Genomic DNA, 15530 nt, shown 5'->3' with positions numbered 1-15530 from the left:
TAAAAGAAAGTCTCTTTCATATTGAAAGAGACTTTCTTTATCGGCTATACTAAAGGAATAGGAGGGATTAATTATGACAATTGAAAACCCAACTCGTACGGAAATTGGTGAAGTGTTAAAGAAAAGCAAAACAATTGCGGTTGTTGGATTATCAGATAAGCCAGAACGTACATCGTATATGGTTTCAAAAGCAATGCAAGATGCTGGATACCGCATTATTCCAGTTAATCCAACAGTAGATGAGGTGCTCGGAGAAAAGGCAGTTTCTTCACTAAAGGATATTAAGGAACACGTTGACATTGTAAATGTATTTCGTCGCTCAGAGTTTTTAATGGATGTTGCAAAAGAATTTGTAGAGATTGATGCAGATGTTTTTTGGGCACAATTAGGAGTACAAGATGAGGATACATATAAACTTTTAAAAGAAAAAGACTATATTGTAATAATGGATCGTTGTATTAAAGTAGAACATGCGATGACAAAATAGTATAGATTTAAAGGTAGAAAGATTGATTCAGCCCTCATTATAGATAAGTAGGGCCGATGAACGAGGTGTTCATCATGAGATTTTTTAAAGGCTGTTTTTGGGGATTGTTACTTGTAATCCCGTTTTGGATCTTGATCATTTGGATCATAATAAAGGTTTGGAATGTGTAATCTTGGAATACATATCCATTTCTCGTTGACAAACGATTATTTTTCTGAAATAGTAGCCTAGAGGAATCCTTGTGAGAAAACAAGGATTTTTCTATTGAAAATGGTATATAAAAGAGATAAGATAACTTGCCAAAACGATAGTCGAGGCGTTATTCTATAATAGAAACATATGTTCTGATTTTGGATTAGGAAAGGGGCAAGGAGTTTGGCGAAGCATCAGTTCCAATATAATGAAGATGCGATTCAAGTGTTAGAAGGACTTGAAGCCGTTCGAAAACGCCCGGGTATGTATATCGGGAGCACGGACAGCCGTGGATTGCATCATTTAGTATATGAAATAGTAGATAACTCCGTTGACGAAGCGTTAGCGGGATTTGGCGACGAAATTTCAGTCGTAATACATAAAGATAATAGTATTAGCGTTATAGATAAAGGGCGAGGAATGCCTACGGGAATGCATAAACTTGGGAAACCTACACCTGAAGTTATTTTAACTGTACTTCATGCCGGTGGTAAGTTTGGTCAAGGTGGTTACAAAACGAGTGGTGGTTTACACGGTGTTGGGGCATCAGTTGTAAACGCCTTGTCTGAATGGTTAGTCGTAACGATTAAGCGTGACGGAAATATTTATGAACAACGCTTTGAAAATGGTGGTATTCCTGTAACGACGCTTGAGAAAATCGGAAAGACGAAAGAATCTGGTACAACAATGCATTTCAAACCAGATACAACGATCTTCAGCACTACAAATTATAACTATGAAACATTATGTGAGAGATTACGCGAATCTGCATTCTTATTAAAAGGGATGAAAATCTCAATAAAAGATGAACGAAATGATTTAGAAGATGTCTTTCATTATGAAACAGGAATTGAAGCTTTCGTTTCCTATTTAAACGAAGAAAAAGATTCAATTCACCCAGTTGTATATTTCACTGGTGAACAAAATGGGATTGAAGCAGAACTAGCATTTCAATTTAACGATGGCTACTCAGAAAACATTTTATCGTTTGTAAATAATGTACGTACAAAAGATGGTGGAACACATGAAGCTGGATTTAAAACAGCGATGACGCGTGTGTTTAACGAGTATGCTCGTAAAGTAGCACTATTAAAAGAAAAAGATAAAAACTTAGAAGGTACAGATATTCGTGAAGGTGTAGCGGCTATCGTTTCGGTACGTGTACCAGAAGAAGTGCTTCAGTTTGAAGGGCAAACGAAGGGGAAACTAGGTACAAGTGAAGCGCGTTCTTCAATTGATGCCATTGTATCTGAGCATTTAGCATACTTTTTAGAAGAAAACCCTGATGTAGCTACACTTCTTGTGAGAAAAGCAATTAAAGCAGCACAAGCCCGTGAAGCAGCCCGTAAAGCAAGAGAAGAAGCGCGTAGTGGTAAGAAAAAGAAAAAATCAGAAGGTACGTTAAGCGGGAAATTAACACCTGCACAATCACGTAACCCGCAAAAAAATGAACTATACCTAGTAGAGGGTGACTCTGCCGGTGGTTCTGCAAAACAAGGACGAGACCGACGTTTCCAGGCCGTATTACCGCTACGTGGTAAAGTAATTAATACAGAAAAAGCAAAGCTTGCTGATATCTTTAAGAATGAAGAGATTAATACAATCATTTATGCGATTGGCGGCGGTGTAGGAAATGAATTTGATGTTGAAGATATTAACTACGATAAAGTTGTAATTATGACCGATGCCGATACGGATGGGGCTCATATTCAAGTATTGTTATTAACGTTCTTCTACAGATATATGAAGCCACTTATCGAAGCTGGTAAAGTATTTATCGCACTTCCTCCTTTATACAAAGTAAGTAAAGGAAAAGGTAAGAGTGAGGTAATTGAATACGCTTGGTCAGATGAGGAATTAGACGGTGTAACGAAAAAAGTTGGAAAAGGCTATATGTTACAACGTTATAAAGGACTTGGTGAAATGAATGCGGATCAATTATGGGAAACAACAATGAATCCTGAAACGCGTACATTAATTCGCGTGAAAATTGATGATGCAGCTAGGGCAGAGCGCCGCGTTACAACGTTAATGGGCGATAAAGTAGAACCGCGCCGTAAATGGATTGAACGTAATGTACAGTTTGGTATGCAAGAAGAAGGAAATATTTTAGAAAATGAAATGATTATGGAGACGGAGGTGGAATAACATGCAAGCAGAGAAGTTTCATGACCTCCCGCTTGAAGACGTGTTAGGTGATCGCTTTGCACGTTATAGTAAATATATTATTCAAGATCGTGCACTTCCAGATGCGCGTGACGGCTTAAAGCCAGTACAAAGACGTATTTTATATTCTATGTATGTAGAAGGTAATGTACATGATAAAGCGTTCCGTAAGTCAGCTAAAACAGTCGGTAACGTTATTGGTAATTATCATCCACATGGTGATTCCTCTGTATATGAGGCGATGGTACGTTTAAGCCAAACTTGGAAAGTACGTAATGTTTTAGTTGAAATGCATGGTAATAACGGTAGTGTTGACGGGGATCCAGCAGCAGCAATGCGTTATACGGAAGCTCGTTTATCACCAATTGCATCTGAGTTATTACGTGATCTTGATAAAGAAACAGTAGAATTCGTATCAAACTTTGATGATACGAGTGAAGAACCAGTTGTATTACCAGCAGCGTTCCCGAATTTATTAGTGAACGGATCTACAGGGATTTCCGCTGGTTATGCAACAGAAATTCCTCCGCATCATCTTGGAGAAGTTATTGATGCTACAATGATGCGTATTGATAAGCCAAATAGTACTGTTGATGATTTATTAACAGTTATGAAAGGACCAGATTTCCCAACAGGCGGTATTATTCAGGGGATTGATGGTATTAAAAAGGCGTATGAAACAGGTAAAGGTAAAATTATTATTCGCGGAAAAGCAGAAGTTGAAACAGTGCGTGGTGGGAAACAACAAATTGTAATCACTGAAATTCCTTACGAAGTGAATAAGGCAAACCTTGTAAAGAAAATGGATGAATTACGTCTAGATAAAAAGTTAGATGGTATTGCTGAAGTGCGTGATGAGACAGATCGTACTGGTTTACGAATTGTTGTTGAATTAAAGAAAGAAGCAAACGCCGAAGGTATTTTAAATTATTTATATAAAAATACAGATTTGCAAATTCCATATAACTTTAATATGGTAGCGATCAATAATCGTCGTCCAACACTTATGACATTACCGAAAATTTTAGATGCTTATATTGGACATCAAAAAGAGGTTATTACGAGACGTTCGCAATATGAATTAAGAAAAGCAGAAAATCGTCAACATATTGTAGAAGGTTTAAAGAAAGCATTATCGATTTTAGACCAAGTAATTGAGACAATTCGAGCTTCAAAAGATAAACGTAACGCGAAAGATAATTTAAGTGCAAAATTTGGTTTTACAGAAGCACAGGCAGAAGCAATTGTTTCCTTGCAATTATATCGCTTAACGAATACAGACATTACGGCGTTACAAGAAGAAGCAGATGAGCTTAATAAGAAAATTATTGAGCTACAGGCAGTTTTACAAAGTGAAAAAAGATTGCTTCAAGTAATTAAAACTGATTTAAAGAGAGTTAAGAAAACGTATAGTGATGATCGACGCGCGATTATTGAAGATCAAATCGAGGAAATTAAAATCGATGTAGAAGTGATGATCCCACAAGAAGATGTCATCGTTACTGTAACGAAAGAAGGATATGTGAAACGTACTGGATGGCGCTCACATAATGCCTCAAACGGCAAAGACTTCGGTATGAAAGAGGGTGACATCTTACTTGAACGATTCGATACGAATACGACAGAGACAGTCCTCTTATTTACGAATAAAGGAAACTATATATATCTGCCAGTATACGAAATGCCAGATATTCGTTGGAAAGATTTAGGTCAGCACGTTGCTAATATCGTTTCACTCGACCGGGATGAAACAATCATTTGGGCAACGGTTGTACCGAACTTTGAGGAAGAAAAACGATTTATCGTATTTGTAACACGAAATGGTATGATAAAGAAAACAGAATTAAATCAATATAAAGTTCAGCGTTATTCAAGGGCATTCGTTGCTGTAAACTTGAAAAAAGATGATGAAGTTGTCGATATATTTGCGACAGATGGAACGAGTGATATTGTTCTTGCTACACACGGTGCATATGCACTTATTTTCCATGAAGAGGAAGTAAGTCCAGTCGGGGTAAGAGCTGCTGGAGTGAAAGCAATTAATTTAAAAGAAGATGACTATGTCGCTTCTGGTAAACCGTTAAATGGTGACAAAGATCAACTTATTCTCGTAACACAGCGCGGTGCTGTAAAACGCCTAAAAGCATCAGAAATTGAGAAATCAACGAGGGCGAAGCGAGGTCTTGTTATTTTCAAAGAATTAAAACGTAATCCGTACCGCATTGTCGGTATTGAAATCGTTCGGGACGATGAATTAGTTTACATGAAGACAGAGAAAAACATTGTAGAAGAAATTGATCCGAAAGCGTATCGAAATAAAGACCGGTATAGTAATGGTAGCCTTGTGCTAGATGTTAATGATACTGGTGAAGTAGTAGAAACGTGGACGAAGAAAAGACCAGAATAAAGAGGGCATCTTGCTATGAATAGTAGCAAGATGCTTTTTTCTAGGCAATTTATTATGTAAATAATAATAATCTTGTTATAATAACTGAATGAAATCGTTCTCATAAAGTTCAACTAATCGGGCTTTAACAAGCAGTTGATTCCTCACCTAATTCCTTATCTTTCACTGAATTTTGGGTTAAGAATCTTACTGCTCGTTAAAGCGGCACAAATGGAGGGGCAACATGAAAAAAATAGGTGTAAGGATTGTAAGATTTGGTTTTTCTAGTACGACATTTCATATCCCACTATTACAAACAATAGAAGAATATGATATTCGTGCTGTATTATCCTCAAAAGAAGAGGTAGTAAAAGACACATTACCAAACGCTAATGTTGTTAGTACAATTGATGAATTGGTGAAGCGAGCTGATGTTGGCTTAGTTGTTATTACATCACCTAATACAACTCATTTTCCATATGTAAAAGAAGCAATTTTAAAAGGTAAGCATGTTGTTGTAGAAAAACCATTTGTTGTCTCAATTGAAGAAGGGGAAGAGCTTATTTCATTAGCAGAGCAGCATAATGTAATGTTAAGCGTATATCATAATCGTCGTTTTGATAATGATTTCTTAACAATTAAGAAATTGTTAGGAGAAAACAGAGTAGGGAATGTATACGCATATGAATCGAATTTTGATCGTTTCCGTCCACATGTACGTGATCGATGGAGAGAAAAAAATCTACCAGGCTCCGGTATATTATACGATTTAGGATCACATTTAATTGACCAAGCGTTATCAATATTCGGGAAACCAGATGCGATAAGTGCAGATGTAATAAAACAACGACCAGGTGCAGAGGTGGATGATTATTTCCACATAGTACTTCATTACGGAGTTAAACGTGTCATTTTACGTAGTAGCAGTTATGTGAAAAAAGCTGGACCACATTTTATAGTGCATGGAGAGAAAGGTTCTATCGTGAAGTACGGTATGGATTCGCAGGAAGAGCAATTAAAAAATGGAATGAAGCCAGGTGATAACGGTTATGGAGTAGACGATGAAGAGAATTTTGCTACTTTAGAAACAGAAGAAAGCTTAGAGCGTATTCCAACAGAAGTCGGTTGTTATGACAATTATTATAAAGGTGTACGAGATAGTATATTAAATGGTGAGGAACTACCTGTAACAGCAAAAGAAGGTTTAGATGTTATTAAAATGATTCAATTAGCGATTGAAAGTAGTGAAAAGGGTAGAGTCATTTCTATAAAATAAAAAGACACGAAATTCGTGTCTTTTTTATTAGGAATATGTGAATATGATTAATTAATTAGTTTAGTCGTTTATCATACATTAATTGGATTTGTATGCCATAAGGATCTTCAATAATACCATATGCTTCACTAAATATATTTTTTTCTAGCGGAGAGATTATTTTCACATGCTTATCGGAAATTAAATTATTATAAAACCGTTGTATTTCTTCTAAATTAGCGCTTTGAATGCAAAGTGACATGTTATTTCCAACGTTATAACGTTCATTATGCTTCATTGTATCTTCTGCTATCATTAGCTTTGTATTCCCAATTTGTAAAACAGAGTGAGCAATATGATCTTTATTTTCACTTGTAATTTTAAAAGAACTATCTCTTTTCGCCAGTTCTTCATACGTAACAATCATTAATTTTTTGGCTTCTAAATTACGTGTATAAAAGTTAATCGCCTCCTTTGCTTGCCCGTTCATTGAAAGAAAAATAGCTATCTCTAATGTCATAAATATATAACTCCTTTATTAGTTGATAATTATAATATAGATTAAAAAGGTTTCAATACATGATACCTTTTTGGGAGGGAAATATGAAAAAAACTGAACGAATAAATGACATGCTTATTTTCTTAAATAATAAAAGATATTTTAATTTAAAAGATTTAATGGCTAGATATGATATTTCTAAAAGTACTGCGTTGCGAGATATTCAATCATTGGAAGAAATAGGTGTACCCATATATTCTGAATTAGGTAGAAATGGAAGTTATAAAATTATAGAAAATAGTGTGTTATCGCCAATTTATTTTAGTGTGGATGAAATGTATGCGTTATACTTTTCAATTCTTACGCTAAATGGATACAAGACAAAACCATTTAATGTAGAAAGTATTGCGCTTGAAAATAAATTTAAACATGTATTACCTGATAATGTGAGTAAAAATATTTCAATTATGGAACGAACGCTTTCCTTTGAAGTAACAAATCATAGTAATTTTAGTCCGTTCTTAAAAGAAATTTTACAGGGAATTTTTGCTGAGCAAGTTTATCATTTAACATATTTAAAAAAAGGTGAGGAGAAAGCATTGGTTGCCCAATTTATTCGAATAGAATCTAAATTTGGCCAGTGGTATGCTAAAATCTTTAATTTTGAGACAAATCATGTTCAAATAATTAGATGTGATAAAATTCTTTCTATTGTGGAAACAAGCAATGTTCATCCAAAAAATCTTGAAGAATTATTAAGTTATCTTACTACCTTTCACAGAAAGTCTGATGCAATTGATTTTAGCGTCATTGTTAATCAAAAAGGAAAAGACATTTTTGATAAAGAGAATTACCTTTCCATGAGGTTGCAAAAGGAAAATGAAAATTACATTATAACAGGCTATTTTAACAAGCAAGAATCTGATTTTATTTCAAATTATTTTCTGAATTTCGGTGAAACGATTATTTCAATTCAGCCTGTTATGCTAAAAGAGTTAATCTATAATAAGGTGTTATCTATAAAGCAGCATTTAACTTCTTTAAGATAAAGTTAGTTTTAGCTATTTATTTGATATGAAAAAGCCCTTGAGATTTAAATATCCAAAGGGCTTTTTGGTGATTGTATTTGTTTTTTAGAAACAATTATTTTTCTGGGACGGACAGTCCATAAAAGAACATCGTAACGATATCTTTTATATGTTTTTCCCGATCTCCTTCAAGAAGTTGTGCTCCAAATTCATCACCTAATTTTGTAAACATTTGAATGTAAAGTAACATCATTTCTTTAGTAAGGTGTGGATTAATTTCGTTTTTGCGCTGAGCTTGTTCTAATATTTCTAAATACCAGGGTAGGATTTTTTCATTTTGATAACTATAAATAAACTTACGGAGTTCTTCGTCCCTTTGCATCATTTGTAGTAACATATCAGGTTGAAATAATCCGCCAGTATTCATTTTTCTTACAATCATTTTTTGCATCATATCATGAAAAGGTAATTTTTCTTCTGCAAGCTCTTTATAATATTGAAATTCAGATATGATAAATTCTTGTATAAGCTCCCTAAATAACGCATCTTTACTTCCGAAATGATTATAAATTGTAACTTGAGAAACGTTTGCTTCTTTTGCGATATGTTCTATTTTCACTTCATTAAATCCACGTTCTGAAAATAATACGAATGCTGCTTCTTTAATGGCACGCTTTTTCTTTTCTTTTACTCTTTCAAAGCCGTTCAATGCAATCACCTCACTTAAAATATACAAGAAAAAATAATGGAAAACAATAATTTTGAAATATGGACTAATAAATATTTCAAAAAGTTGTTGCGAATATGGAAGATGAGGAGTACAATAATTTTGAAATATCAAACATTAAATATTTCAAAAAATGAGGTGGAATTATGATTTCAGTTCAAGATGTCACAAAACAGTTTTCGAATGGAAAAGGTTTGTTTCATATTACATTTGATGTAAAAGAGGGAGAAGTATTTGGTTATTTAGGACCGAATGGTGCCGGAAAATCAACGACGATTCGTAATTTAATGGGATTTATAAAACCGACAGCTGGTAAAGCGACAATTTTTGGATTAGATTGTTGGAATGAAGCAGCGAAAATTCAAAGGGAAGTTGGTTACTTGCCAGGTGAAATTTCTTTTATTGAAGGAATGAATGGATTAGAGTTTTTAAAATTAATGCAGGGAATGCGTGGATTAAAGGATACGAAAAGACGAGATGAACTGATAGAGCGTCTGCAATTTGATGTGAAAACACCGATTCGCAAAATGTCTAAAGGAATGAAGCAAAAAGTAGGGATAGTCGCTGCATTTATGCACGATCCAGAGGTGTTAATTTTAGATGAACCAACATCTGGACTTGATCCACTTATGCAACAAGTGTTTATAGATTTAATATTAGAGGAAAAGCAAAGAGGAAAAACAATCCTAATGTCATCACATATTTTTACTGAAATTGAGAGAACTTGTGACAGAGTAGCTATTATTAAAGATGGTCGACTCGTAACGGTTGAAAATATTCACGATTTACAAAGTATGAGAAGACAGGTGATAGATGTAACAGTATCATCACAAGAAGAGATTGAGTCCCTTACAAAGTGTAATTTGCAATTTGAAGCGGTAAAAGGTAGAGAGGCATCTATCATTGTACAAGGAAACTATCAAACTGTTTTACAAACACTTTCAAACTATAATGTAACGGCACTTCAAACGAGAGCGATGGATTTAGAACATTTATTTATGCATTATTACGATAAGAAAGAAGGGGTAACGCATGAATAAGCTATTATTTTTAGCTAGTTTGAGAGAAACACAAAAAAGTTTTTGAGTTATGCGTCTGGTGCAGCTTTATATCTGTGGTTATTAATTTGGATATTCCCGTCAATGGTATCAGCGAAAGGGCTAAATGAATTAATAGCTGCCATGCCTGATAGTGTGAAAAAAATCGTTGGTATGGAAAGTCCGATTCAAAACGTAATGGATTTTCTAGCGGGCGAATACTATAGTCTATTGTTTATTATCATTTTAACAATTTTTTGCGTAACAGTTGCGACACATTTAATTGCTCGTCATGTAGATAAAGGAGCAATGGCATACTTGCTAGCAACACCTGTATCTAGAGTGCAAATTGCGATTACACAAGCTGCTGTTCTCATATTGGGACTTCTAATTATTGTATCTGTTACGTATGTAGCTGGGTTAGTAGGTGCAGAATGGTTTTTACAAGATAACACCTTAAATAAAGAATTATTTTTGAAGATAAATGTAGTCGGAGGGCTCATATTTTTAGTCATTAGTGCGTATTCATTTTTCTTTTCTTGTATATGTAATGACGAAAGAAAAGCACTAAGTTATTCAGCGAGTTTAACTATTTTATTTTTCGTATTGGATATGGTAGGGAAGTTAAGTGATAAGTTAGAATGGATGAAAAACCTATCATTATTCACGCTGTTTCGTCCGAAAGAAATTGCTGAAGGATCATATAATATATGGCCGGTAAGTATAGGTTTAACTACTGTAGCGCTTTGTATTTTTATCGTAGCGATTGTATTATTTAGGAAGAGGGATTTACCGTTATAGAGTAGAAAGTCCACTGAGAAAGTGGGCTTTTTTTATTTGTAAATTTAAACTAGTATGTTTATCGCATAACACTTATAAAGGATATTTATCTTTTTAATTAAGAAAATATTCAAAAAAATGAACCTTTTTCTAGGTTCATACGTCTAATACATGTAAAGTTAAATTGGAAGTGATGAAGTGAGGATGAAACAGGAGGAGCAATTGTGAAAGTAATCCCTTTATATAAAATGATTGTAAAAGAAGAAACGGATGTTTCTTTAGCGAAAAAAGGTGATCATGAAGCCTTTATAGCGCTTATACATACAGAAAAAGCGAAGATGTATCGAATAGCAAAGGCGATGTTACGTGATGAGACAAATATAGAGGATGCGATACAGACAACAATTTTAAAAGCCTATGAAAATATAAAAAAATTAAAAAAAGAAGAATTTTTTCAAACTTGGTTAATTCGAATACTAATAAATGAGTGTAACAATATTATTAGAGCGTATAAAAATGTAATTGTGACAGAAGAGAATGATTACATTATGAGTGCGTGTGATCAGTATGAAGATATAGATTTGTGTAATGCGATTCAATCGTTACATGAAGAATTAAGAGCTGTTACGGTGCTTTATTACTATGAAGACATGCATCAAGAGAGTATAGCAAAGCTGTTAGAAATACCGAAAGGAACAGTGAAATCAAGATTATCACGTGCGAGGGAACAACTACAAAAACGATTAAAGATGGAATAGGGGGTGTAAAGGATGGATAATGAAAAATTATTTGATGAGAAATTAAAAAAGAGAATAAAAGATGAAAATGTTATAGTACCTCCAGAGTTAAATGAAAAGATTAATAGCACGCTACATAATCTTAAGGTAAAAAACAAGAGTTACAAAATTCATATGATGATAATTAGTGCAGTGGTTTGTATACTTTCAGTGGTATCTATGTCTGAGTTTTCTATACAAAGTTTTGCGCAAAATGGTGGAGTATTTGAATATGTAAAGAAAAAAGCGTTTTCTGATTATGAAAATGAAGAAGAAATAAAATCGAATGTACATTATCCAGATAAAGAAAAGATTCATCAAAAAATGCTAGATTCTATTGATTATTTTAAAAATATTTCAGGACAATTTGAGGAATATTCTAGCTCATCAAGAATTGCTACAACATATAAGTATGCGATTGATACGGAGAAACAAAGAGGTATCTCTTCGAAAGAAGATAAACTAGCCAAAAAACGAACAATTATATATAACGAGGGGAAGAAAAAAGAATTTGATGATGAGAAGTATACCTATAAAGAGAAAAAATGGAACCCGAAAGAAAGAAACAATGAACTATTAAAATTAAATCCTACGGAAAGGTTAGTGAGAAAATCAGATGAGAAAAAGAGATATGATGATGAATATGTAGGGCTAGCTAAATATAGTATTCAATCAGAATTCGCAGATTTATTAATTCGATATAAAGATTGGAATTATAAAGAAACGAAATATCTTGGATTAGATTGTTACAAAATTGAAGGAGTTATAAACATAGAGATGCCTGTTAGCACCTCTGAAGATTTAAGAGGGAAATTCGAAATGGTTGTGGAGAAAAATACAGGGATTATGTTGAAATTTCTTAGTTTTCAAGAAGGCTTGATTCAATATTCAGTTACGACTGAATGGATACAAATAGATAAGGGATTGAAAGAAAGTATGTTTCAAAAGGATAGTGCTAAATATGAAAAAATGAAAAACATATTGGATGAATAGAAACAGGAGGAGAGTAAATGGGTAATCATTCATCTTTAAGAGAAGAGAAAAATAAGCAAAAATATAAAAAGAAAACGATAATAAGTTTACTACTGGCGGTATTACTATTTGGTGGAATTGGCTATGGAGCCTATGTATATATGAAAACTTCTAGTCTTGTACAAAAATCTAATTTGAATTTAGCACGAGGTGAAAAATCCAATTTACGTGAGAAATCTGTAAAGCCAATTGCAAATCATGTTTCACTTTTAATTATGGGAATTGATGAAAATCAAGAACGACAAAAGGAATATAATGGTGCATTTCATACAGATGCATTATTGTTAGCGACTTTTAATAAAGACGATAAAACAGTGAAATTAACGAGCATACCGCGTGATACATATACATATGTTCCAGTTGAAAAGAAAAAAGATAAAATAACCCATGCATATGGAAGTGGTTTCGTTAAAAATGGTAAAGATGGAGGACCGCAAGCTTCTGTGGAAGCAGTAGAAAAATTGTTACAGGTGCCTGTTGATTATTTTGTGAAATTTAATTTTGGTTCCTTTACTAAAATTGTTGATGGGTTAGATGGTATTGAAGTGGATGTCCCAGTTGAATTTACGGAGCAAAATAGTAAAGATGAACCTGATGCGATTCATTTGAAAAAAGGATTACAAAAATTAAATGGGGAAGAAGCACTTGCACTAGCAAGAACGCGCCATATTGATAGTGATGCAATGAGAGGACAGCGCCAACAACTTGTTATTGAAGCGATTTTAAGTAAATTAAAAAGTGTAGGATCGATTACGAAGCTAGAAAAAATAGTTGAGGCAGTTGATGGTGATTTTAAAACAAATTTAGTAATGGATGATATTTTATCTTTTTATAAATACGGTTTAAACGGTTCAGTTGAAAAAATACAATTAGCTGGTGATGATTTATACTTACCTAATGGCCCAAACGGGCAACGTGTATATTATTATAATCCTAATAAAAAAGATCTACAGAGTTTGAGTAATACTCTTAGAACACATCTAGGATTAAGTGAAAAACAGATTGAGGAGAATTAAAGCAGATGTAATGTCTGCTTTTTTATTTTTGTAGAAAAGATGTTTTTAGATATATGCATTATTTATTAGCAATAATTAACAAGTATTCAAGTGGTAAATGAGATGAAAGTGATTAAAACAACGAATGTGTATGAATGCAAAATAAGGTTTGAACAACATATGGAATTTTTATGAATATTACTGTAAAAAAATAATTTTTTAAAAATTTTCAATAATAATACTTTACAAAAATTAAAAAATTAGTAGAATAAGAATTAGTAAGAATCGTCTGATAAATATATAGAGAAAAACAGAATTATCAGAAAATTCTTTAATAGCTATCGTTAAGAATTAGGGAGGGTACAAAATGAAAAAGAAACAAATGAAAAAACTAACAGCAGTTGTAGCACCGGTTTTAGCAATGAGCATGGCGTTAACAGCATGTTCTACATCAGGTGGAGATAAGAAGACAAGCACAAATTCTAGCTCTAGTGGAGATAGTAAGTCAGGGGAAAAATTAGCAGCAAAACAAGTGTTAAATCGAACAGTAACACAAGAGATTCCGACGATGGACTCTTCAAAATCAACTGATACAGTATCTTCACAAATGCTAGGTAATACGATGGAAGGGTTATATCGTCTTGATAAAGACAATAAGCCGATTCCAGCAGCAGCAGAATCTAGCACGAAAAGTGAAGATGGTAAAAAATATACGTTCAAACTACGCAAAGATGCAAAATGGTCAAATGGAGATCCAGTAACTGCGAAAGATTTCGTATACGCTTGGCAACGTCTATTAGATCCAAAAACAGCTGCTGAGTATGCATTTATCGCATTCCCGATTAAAAATGCAGAAGTAGTAAATAAAGGAGAAAAACCTGTAACTGAATTAGGAGTAAAAGCAGTAGATGATCTTACGCTTGAAGTTGAGTTAGAGCAAGCAGTACCGTACTTCTTAAACTTAGTAGCATTCCCATCATATTATCCATTAAATGAAAAGTTCGTAAAAGAAAAGGGCGAGAAGTTCGGTTTAGAGTCTGATACAACTGTCTATAACGGACCGTTCGTTCTTAAAGATTGGAAGCATGAACAAGGATGGCAATTAAAGAAAAATGATCAATATTGGGATAAAAAGACTGTGAAACTGGAAGAAGTTAACTTTAGTGTTGTTAAAGAGGCTGCGACTTTAGTCAATCTATATGATAGCGGTCAAGTTGACTTTGCTTTATTAAATGGAGAGTTCGTTGATAAATATAGAAGCAAGAAAGATGAATTTGGCACATATTCACAAGTGAGTACGTATTTCATTCGTATGAACCAAAAACGTGATGGACAAGACACGCCATTAAAGAGCAAAAAATTACGTGAAGCAATTGCGCTATCAATTGATAAAAAGAATTTAGCAAATGTAATTTTAAATGATGGATCAAAAGAAGCTGACTTCTTAGTACCAAAAGGGTTAGCAACTGGACCGGACGGTAAAGACTTCCAAGAAACATTTAAAAACGGTTTGAAACCAAATCCTAAAAAAGCTGCTGCAGCTTGGGAAGAAGCGAAAAAAGAACTTGGAAAAGATCAAGTTACGATTGAATTCTTAAACTACGATACTGGTAATGCGAAAAAAGTTGGCGAATATATTAAAGATCAGATTGAGAAAAACCTAAAAGGTGTAACAGTTAATATTAAACTTCAACCATTTAAGCAAAAACTAAAATTAGAAACTGAACAACAATATGATATTTCGTATGGCGGATGGAATCCGGATTATGCAGATCCAATGACGTTCTTAGATATGTTTGAGACTGGACATTCTCATAACCAAATGAGCTTCTCTGACCCTAAATATGATGGCATGGTGAAAAAAGCTGGAACGGAATTAATGAGCGATGCGAAAAAACGTTGGGAAGAGTTAGGAAAAGCTGAAAAAACATTACTTGAAGAAGATGTAGCGATTGTACCTTTATATCAACGTGGAGATTCTTATGTTTTACAACCAAATATAAAGGGAGTAGTAAAACATAATATCAGTCCAGAATTTAGCTTTAAGTGGGCATATGTGACTGAAAAATAATAGAGTTGAAAAAGCATTTAAAAGTGGCTTAGCTACCTTTAAATGCTTTTTTTGTGAGCTTAAAATACTAATTTTTAGTATGGTTAAATAGAGGAGAAT

General features: G+C 33.6%; 12 protein-coding genes and 1 pseudogene. 11 read left to right on the top strand and 2 right to left on the bottom strand.

Annotated features, from left to right (window positions below; translation table 11 throughout):
* Positions 1–73: 73 nt before the first annotated feature.
* The 4 genes from BC_RS17945 to BC_RS17930 all read left to right on the top strand — a co-directional run bounded on the left by BC_RS17945 (position 74) and on the right by BC_RS17930 (position 6507).
* Entirely contained in the window at positions 74–487 is a 414-nt protein-coding gene (locus tag BC_RS17945) for a CoA-binding protein (RefSeq protein ID WP_000151389.1), read from the top strand.
* A 375-nt stretch (positions 488–862) separates the two neighbouring features.
* Complete coding sequence (parE, locus tag BC_RS17940) at positions 863–2827, top strand: DNA topoisomerase IV subunit B (protein WP_001062193.1); 1965 nt, start codon at positions 863–865, stop codon at positions 2825–2827.
* 1 nt (position 2828) lies between these two features.
* On the top strand, positions 2829–5252 hold the full coding sequence (parC, locus tag BC_RS17935; RefSeq protein WP_001147466.1) for a DNA topoisomerase IV subunit A: 2424 nt from the start codon (positions 2829–2831) through the stop codon (positions 5250–5252).
* A gap of 223 nt (positions 5253–5475) precedes the next feature.
* On the top strand, positions 5476–6507 hold the full coding sequence (locus BC_RS17930) for an oxidoreductase (protein ID WP_000719807.1): 1032 nt from the start codon (positions 5476–5478) through the stop codon (positions 6505–6507).
* Positions 6508–6562: 55 nt separating this feature from the next.
* On the opposite strand, the gene BC_RS17925 is transcribed toward BC_RS17930, so the two are convergent.
* A complete protein-coding gene (locus tag BC_RS17925; RefSeq protein WP_000171342.1) occupies positions 6563–7006 on the bottom strand; it encodes a VOC family protein in 444 nt (147 codons plus the stop codon).
* A gap of 59 nt (positions 7007–7065) precedes the next feature.
* On the opposite strand from BC_RS17925, the gene BC_RS17920 reads away from it, so the two are divergent.
* Positions 7066–8034 carry a helix-turn-helix transcriptional regulator gene (locus BC_RS17920; RefSeq protein WP_011110297.1) on the top strand — a complete coding sequence of 323 codons (969 nt, stop codon included), beginning with the start codon at positions 7066–7068 and terminating at the stop codon, positions 8032–8034.
* Between the two features lie 94 nt (positions 8035–8128).
* Here the strand turns inward: BC_RS17920 and BC_RS17915 are convergent, their stop codons facing one another.
* Positions 8129–8731, bottom strand: a complete 603-nt coding sequence (locus BC_RS17915) for a TetR/AcrR family transcriptional regulator (RefSeq protein WP_002041614.1) — start codon at positions 8729–8731, stop codon at positions 8129–8131.
* Between the two features lie 155 nt (positions 8732–8886).
* Between BC_RS17915 and BC_RS17910 the strand changes: the two genes are divergently transcribed.
* The 6 genes and pseudogenes from BC_RS17910 (at position 8887) to BC_RS17885 (ending at position 15431) form a co-directional block, all read left to right on the top strand.
* Positions 8887–9780, top strand: coding sequence for an ABC transporter ATP-binding protein (locus BC_RS17910; protein WP_000626569.1), 894 nt, complete (start codon positions 8887–8889; stop codon positions 9778–9780).
* Positions 9773–10578 (top strand): annotated as a pseudogene (locus tag BC_RS17905) (ABC transporter permease subunit). Before BC_RS17910 ends, BC_RS17905 begins: the two are co-directional and overlap by 8 nt.
* 203 nt (positions 10579–10781) lie before the next feature.
* Positions 10782–11315 carry a sigma-70 family RNA polymerase sigma factor gene (locus tag BC_RS17900; protein ID WP_000864729.1) on the top strand — a complete coding sequence of 178 codons (534 nt, stop codon included), beginning with the start codon at positions 10782–10784 and terminating at the stop codon, positions 11313–11315.
* A gap of 12 nt (positions 11316–11327) precedes the next feature.
* Positions 11328–12326, top strand: coding sequence for an ECF-type sigma factor negative effector (locus BC_RS17895; protein ID WP_000368254.1), 999 nt, complete (start codon positions 11328–11330; stop codon positions 12324–12326).
* A 17-nt stretch (positions 12327–12343) separates the two neighbouring features.
* The gene (locus BC_RS17890) at positions 12344–13381 is read left to right on the top strand and encodes an LCP family protein (RefSeq protein ID WP_000526730.1); all 1038 of its coding nucleotides are present in this window, start codon (positions 12344–12346) and stop codon (positions 13379–13381) included.
* A gap of 346 nt (positions 13382–13727) precedes the next feature.
* A complete protein-coding gene (locus BC_RS17885) occupies positions 13728–15431 on the top strand; it encodes a peptide ABC transporter substrate-binding protein (RefSeq protein ID WP_000730166.1) in 1704 nt (567 codons plus the stop codon).
* Positions 15432–15530 lie beyond the last annotated feature (99 nt).

The organism is Bacillus cereus ATCC 14579, from assembly GCF_000007825.1.
In the GTDB taxonomy this organism is placed as follows: Bacteria; Bacillota; Bacilli; order Bacillales; family Bacillaceae_G; genus Bacillus_A; species Bacillus_A cereus.
This window is presented reverse-complemented; position numbering and strand designations above follow the sequence as displayed.

What these genes read in the sequence shown, in the direction of transcription:
- BC_RS17945 (WP_000151389.1), top strand. Translation starts at nt 74, where the DNA reads ATGACAATTGAAAACCCAACTCGTACGGAAATTGGTGAAGTGTTAAAG.
- parC (WP_001147466.1), top strand. Translation starts at nt 2,829, where the DNA reads ATGCAAGCAGAGAAGTTTCATGACCTCCCGCTTGAAGACGTGTTAGGT.
- BC_RS17930 (WP_000719807.1), top strand. Translation starts at nt 5,476, where the DNA reads ATGAAAAAAATAGGTGTAAGGATTGTAAGATTTGGTTTTTCTAGTACG.
- BC_RS17925 (WP_000171342.1), bottom strand. Translation starts at nt 7,006, where the DNA reads ATGACATTAGAGATAGCTATTTTTCTTTCAATGAACGGGCAAGCAAAG.
- BC_RS17920 (WP_011110297.1), top strand. Translation starts at nt 7,066, where the DNA reads ATGATACCTTTTTGGGAGGGAAATATGAAAAAAACTGAACGAATAAAT.
- BC_RS17910 (WP_000626569.1), top strand. Translation starts at nt 8,887, where the DNA reads ATGATTTCAGTTCAAGATGTCACAAAACAGTTTTCGAATGGAAAAGGT.
- BC_RS17895 (WP_000368254.1), top strand. Translation starts at nt 11,328, where the DNA reads ATGGATAATGAAAAATTATTTGATGAGAAATTAAAAAAGAGAATAAAA.
- BC_RS17890 (WP_000526730.1), top strand. Translation starts at nt 12,344, where the DNA reads ATGGGTAATCATTCATCTTTAAGAGAAGAGAAAAATAAGCAAAAATAT.
- BC_RS17885 (WP_000730166.1), top strand. Translation starts at nt 13,728, where the DNA reads ATGAAAAAGAAACAAATGAAAAAACTAACAGCAGTTGTAGCACCGGTT.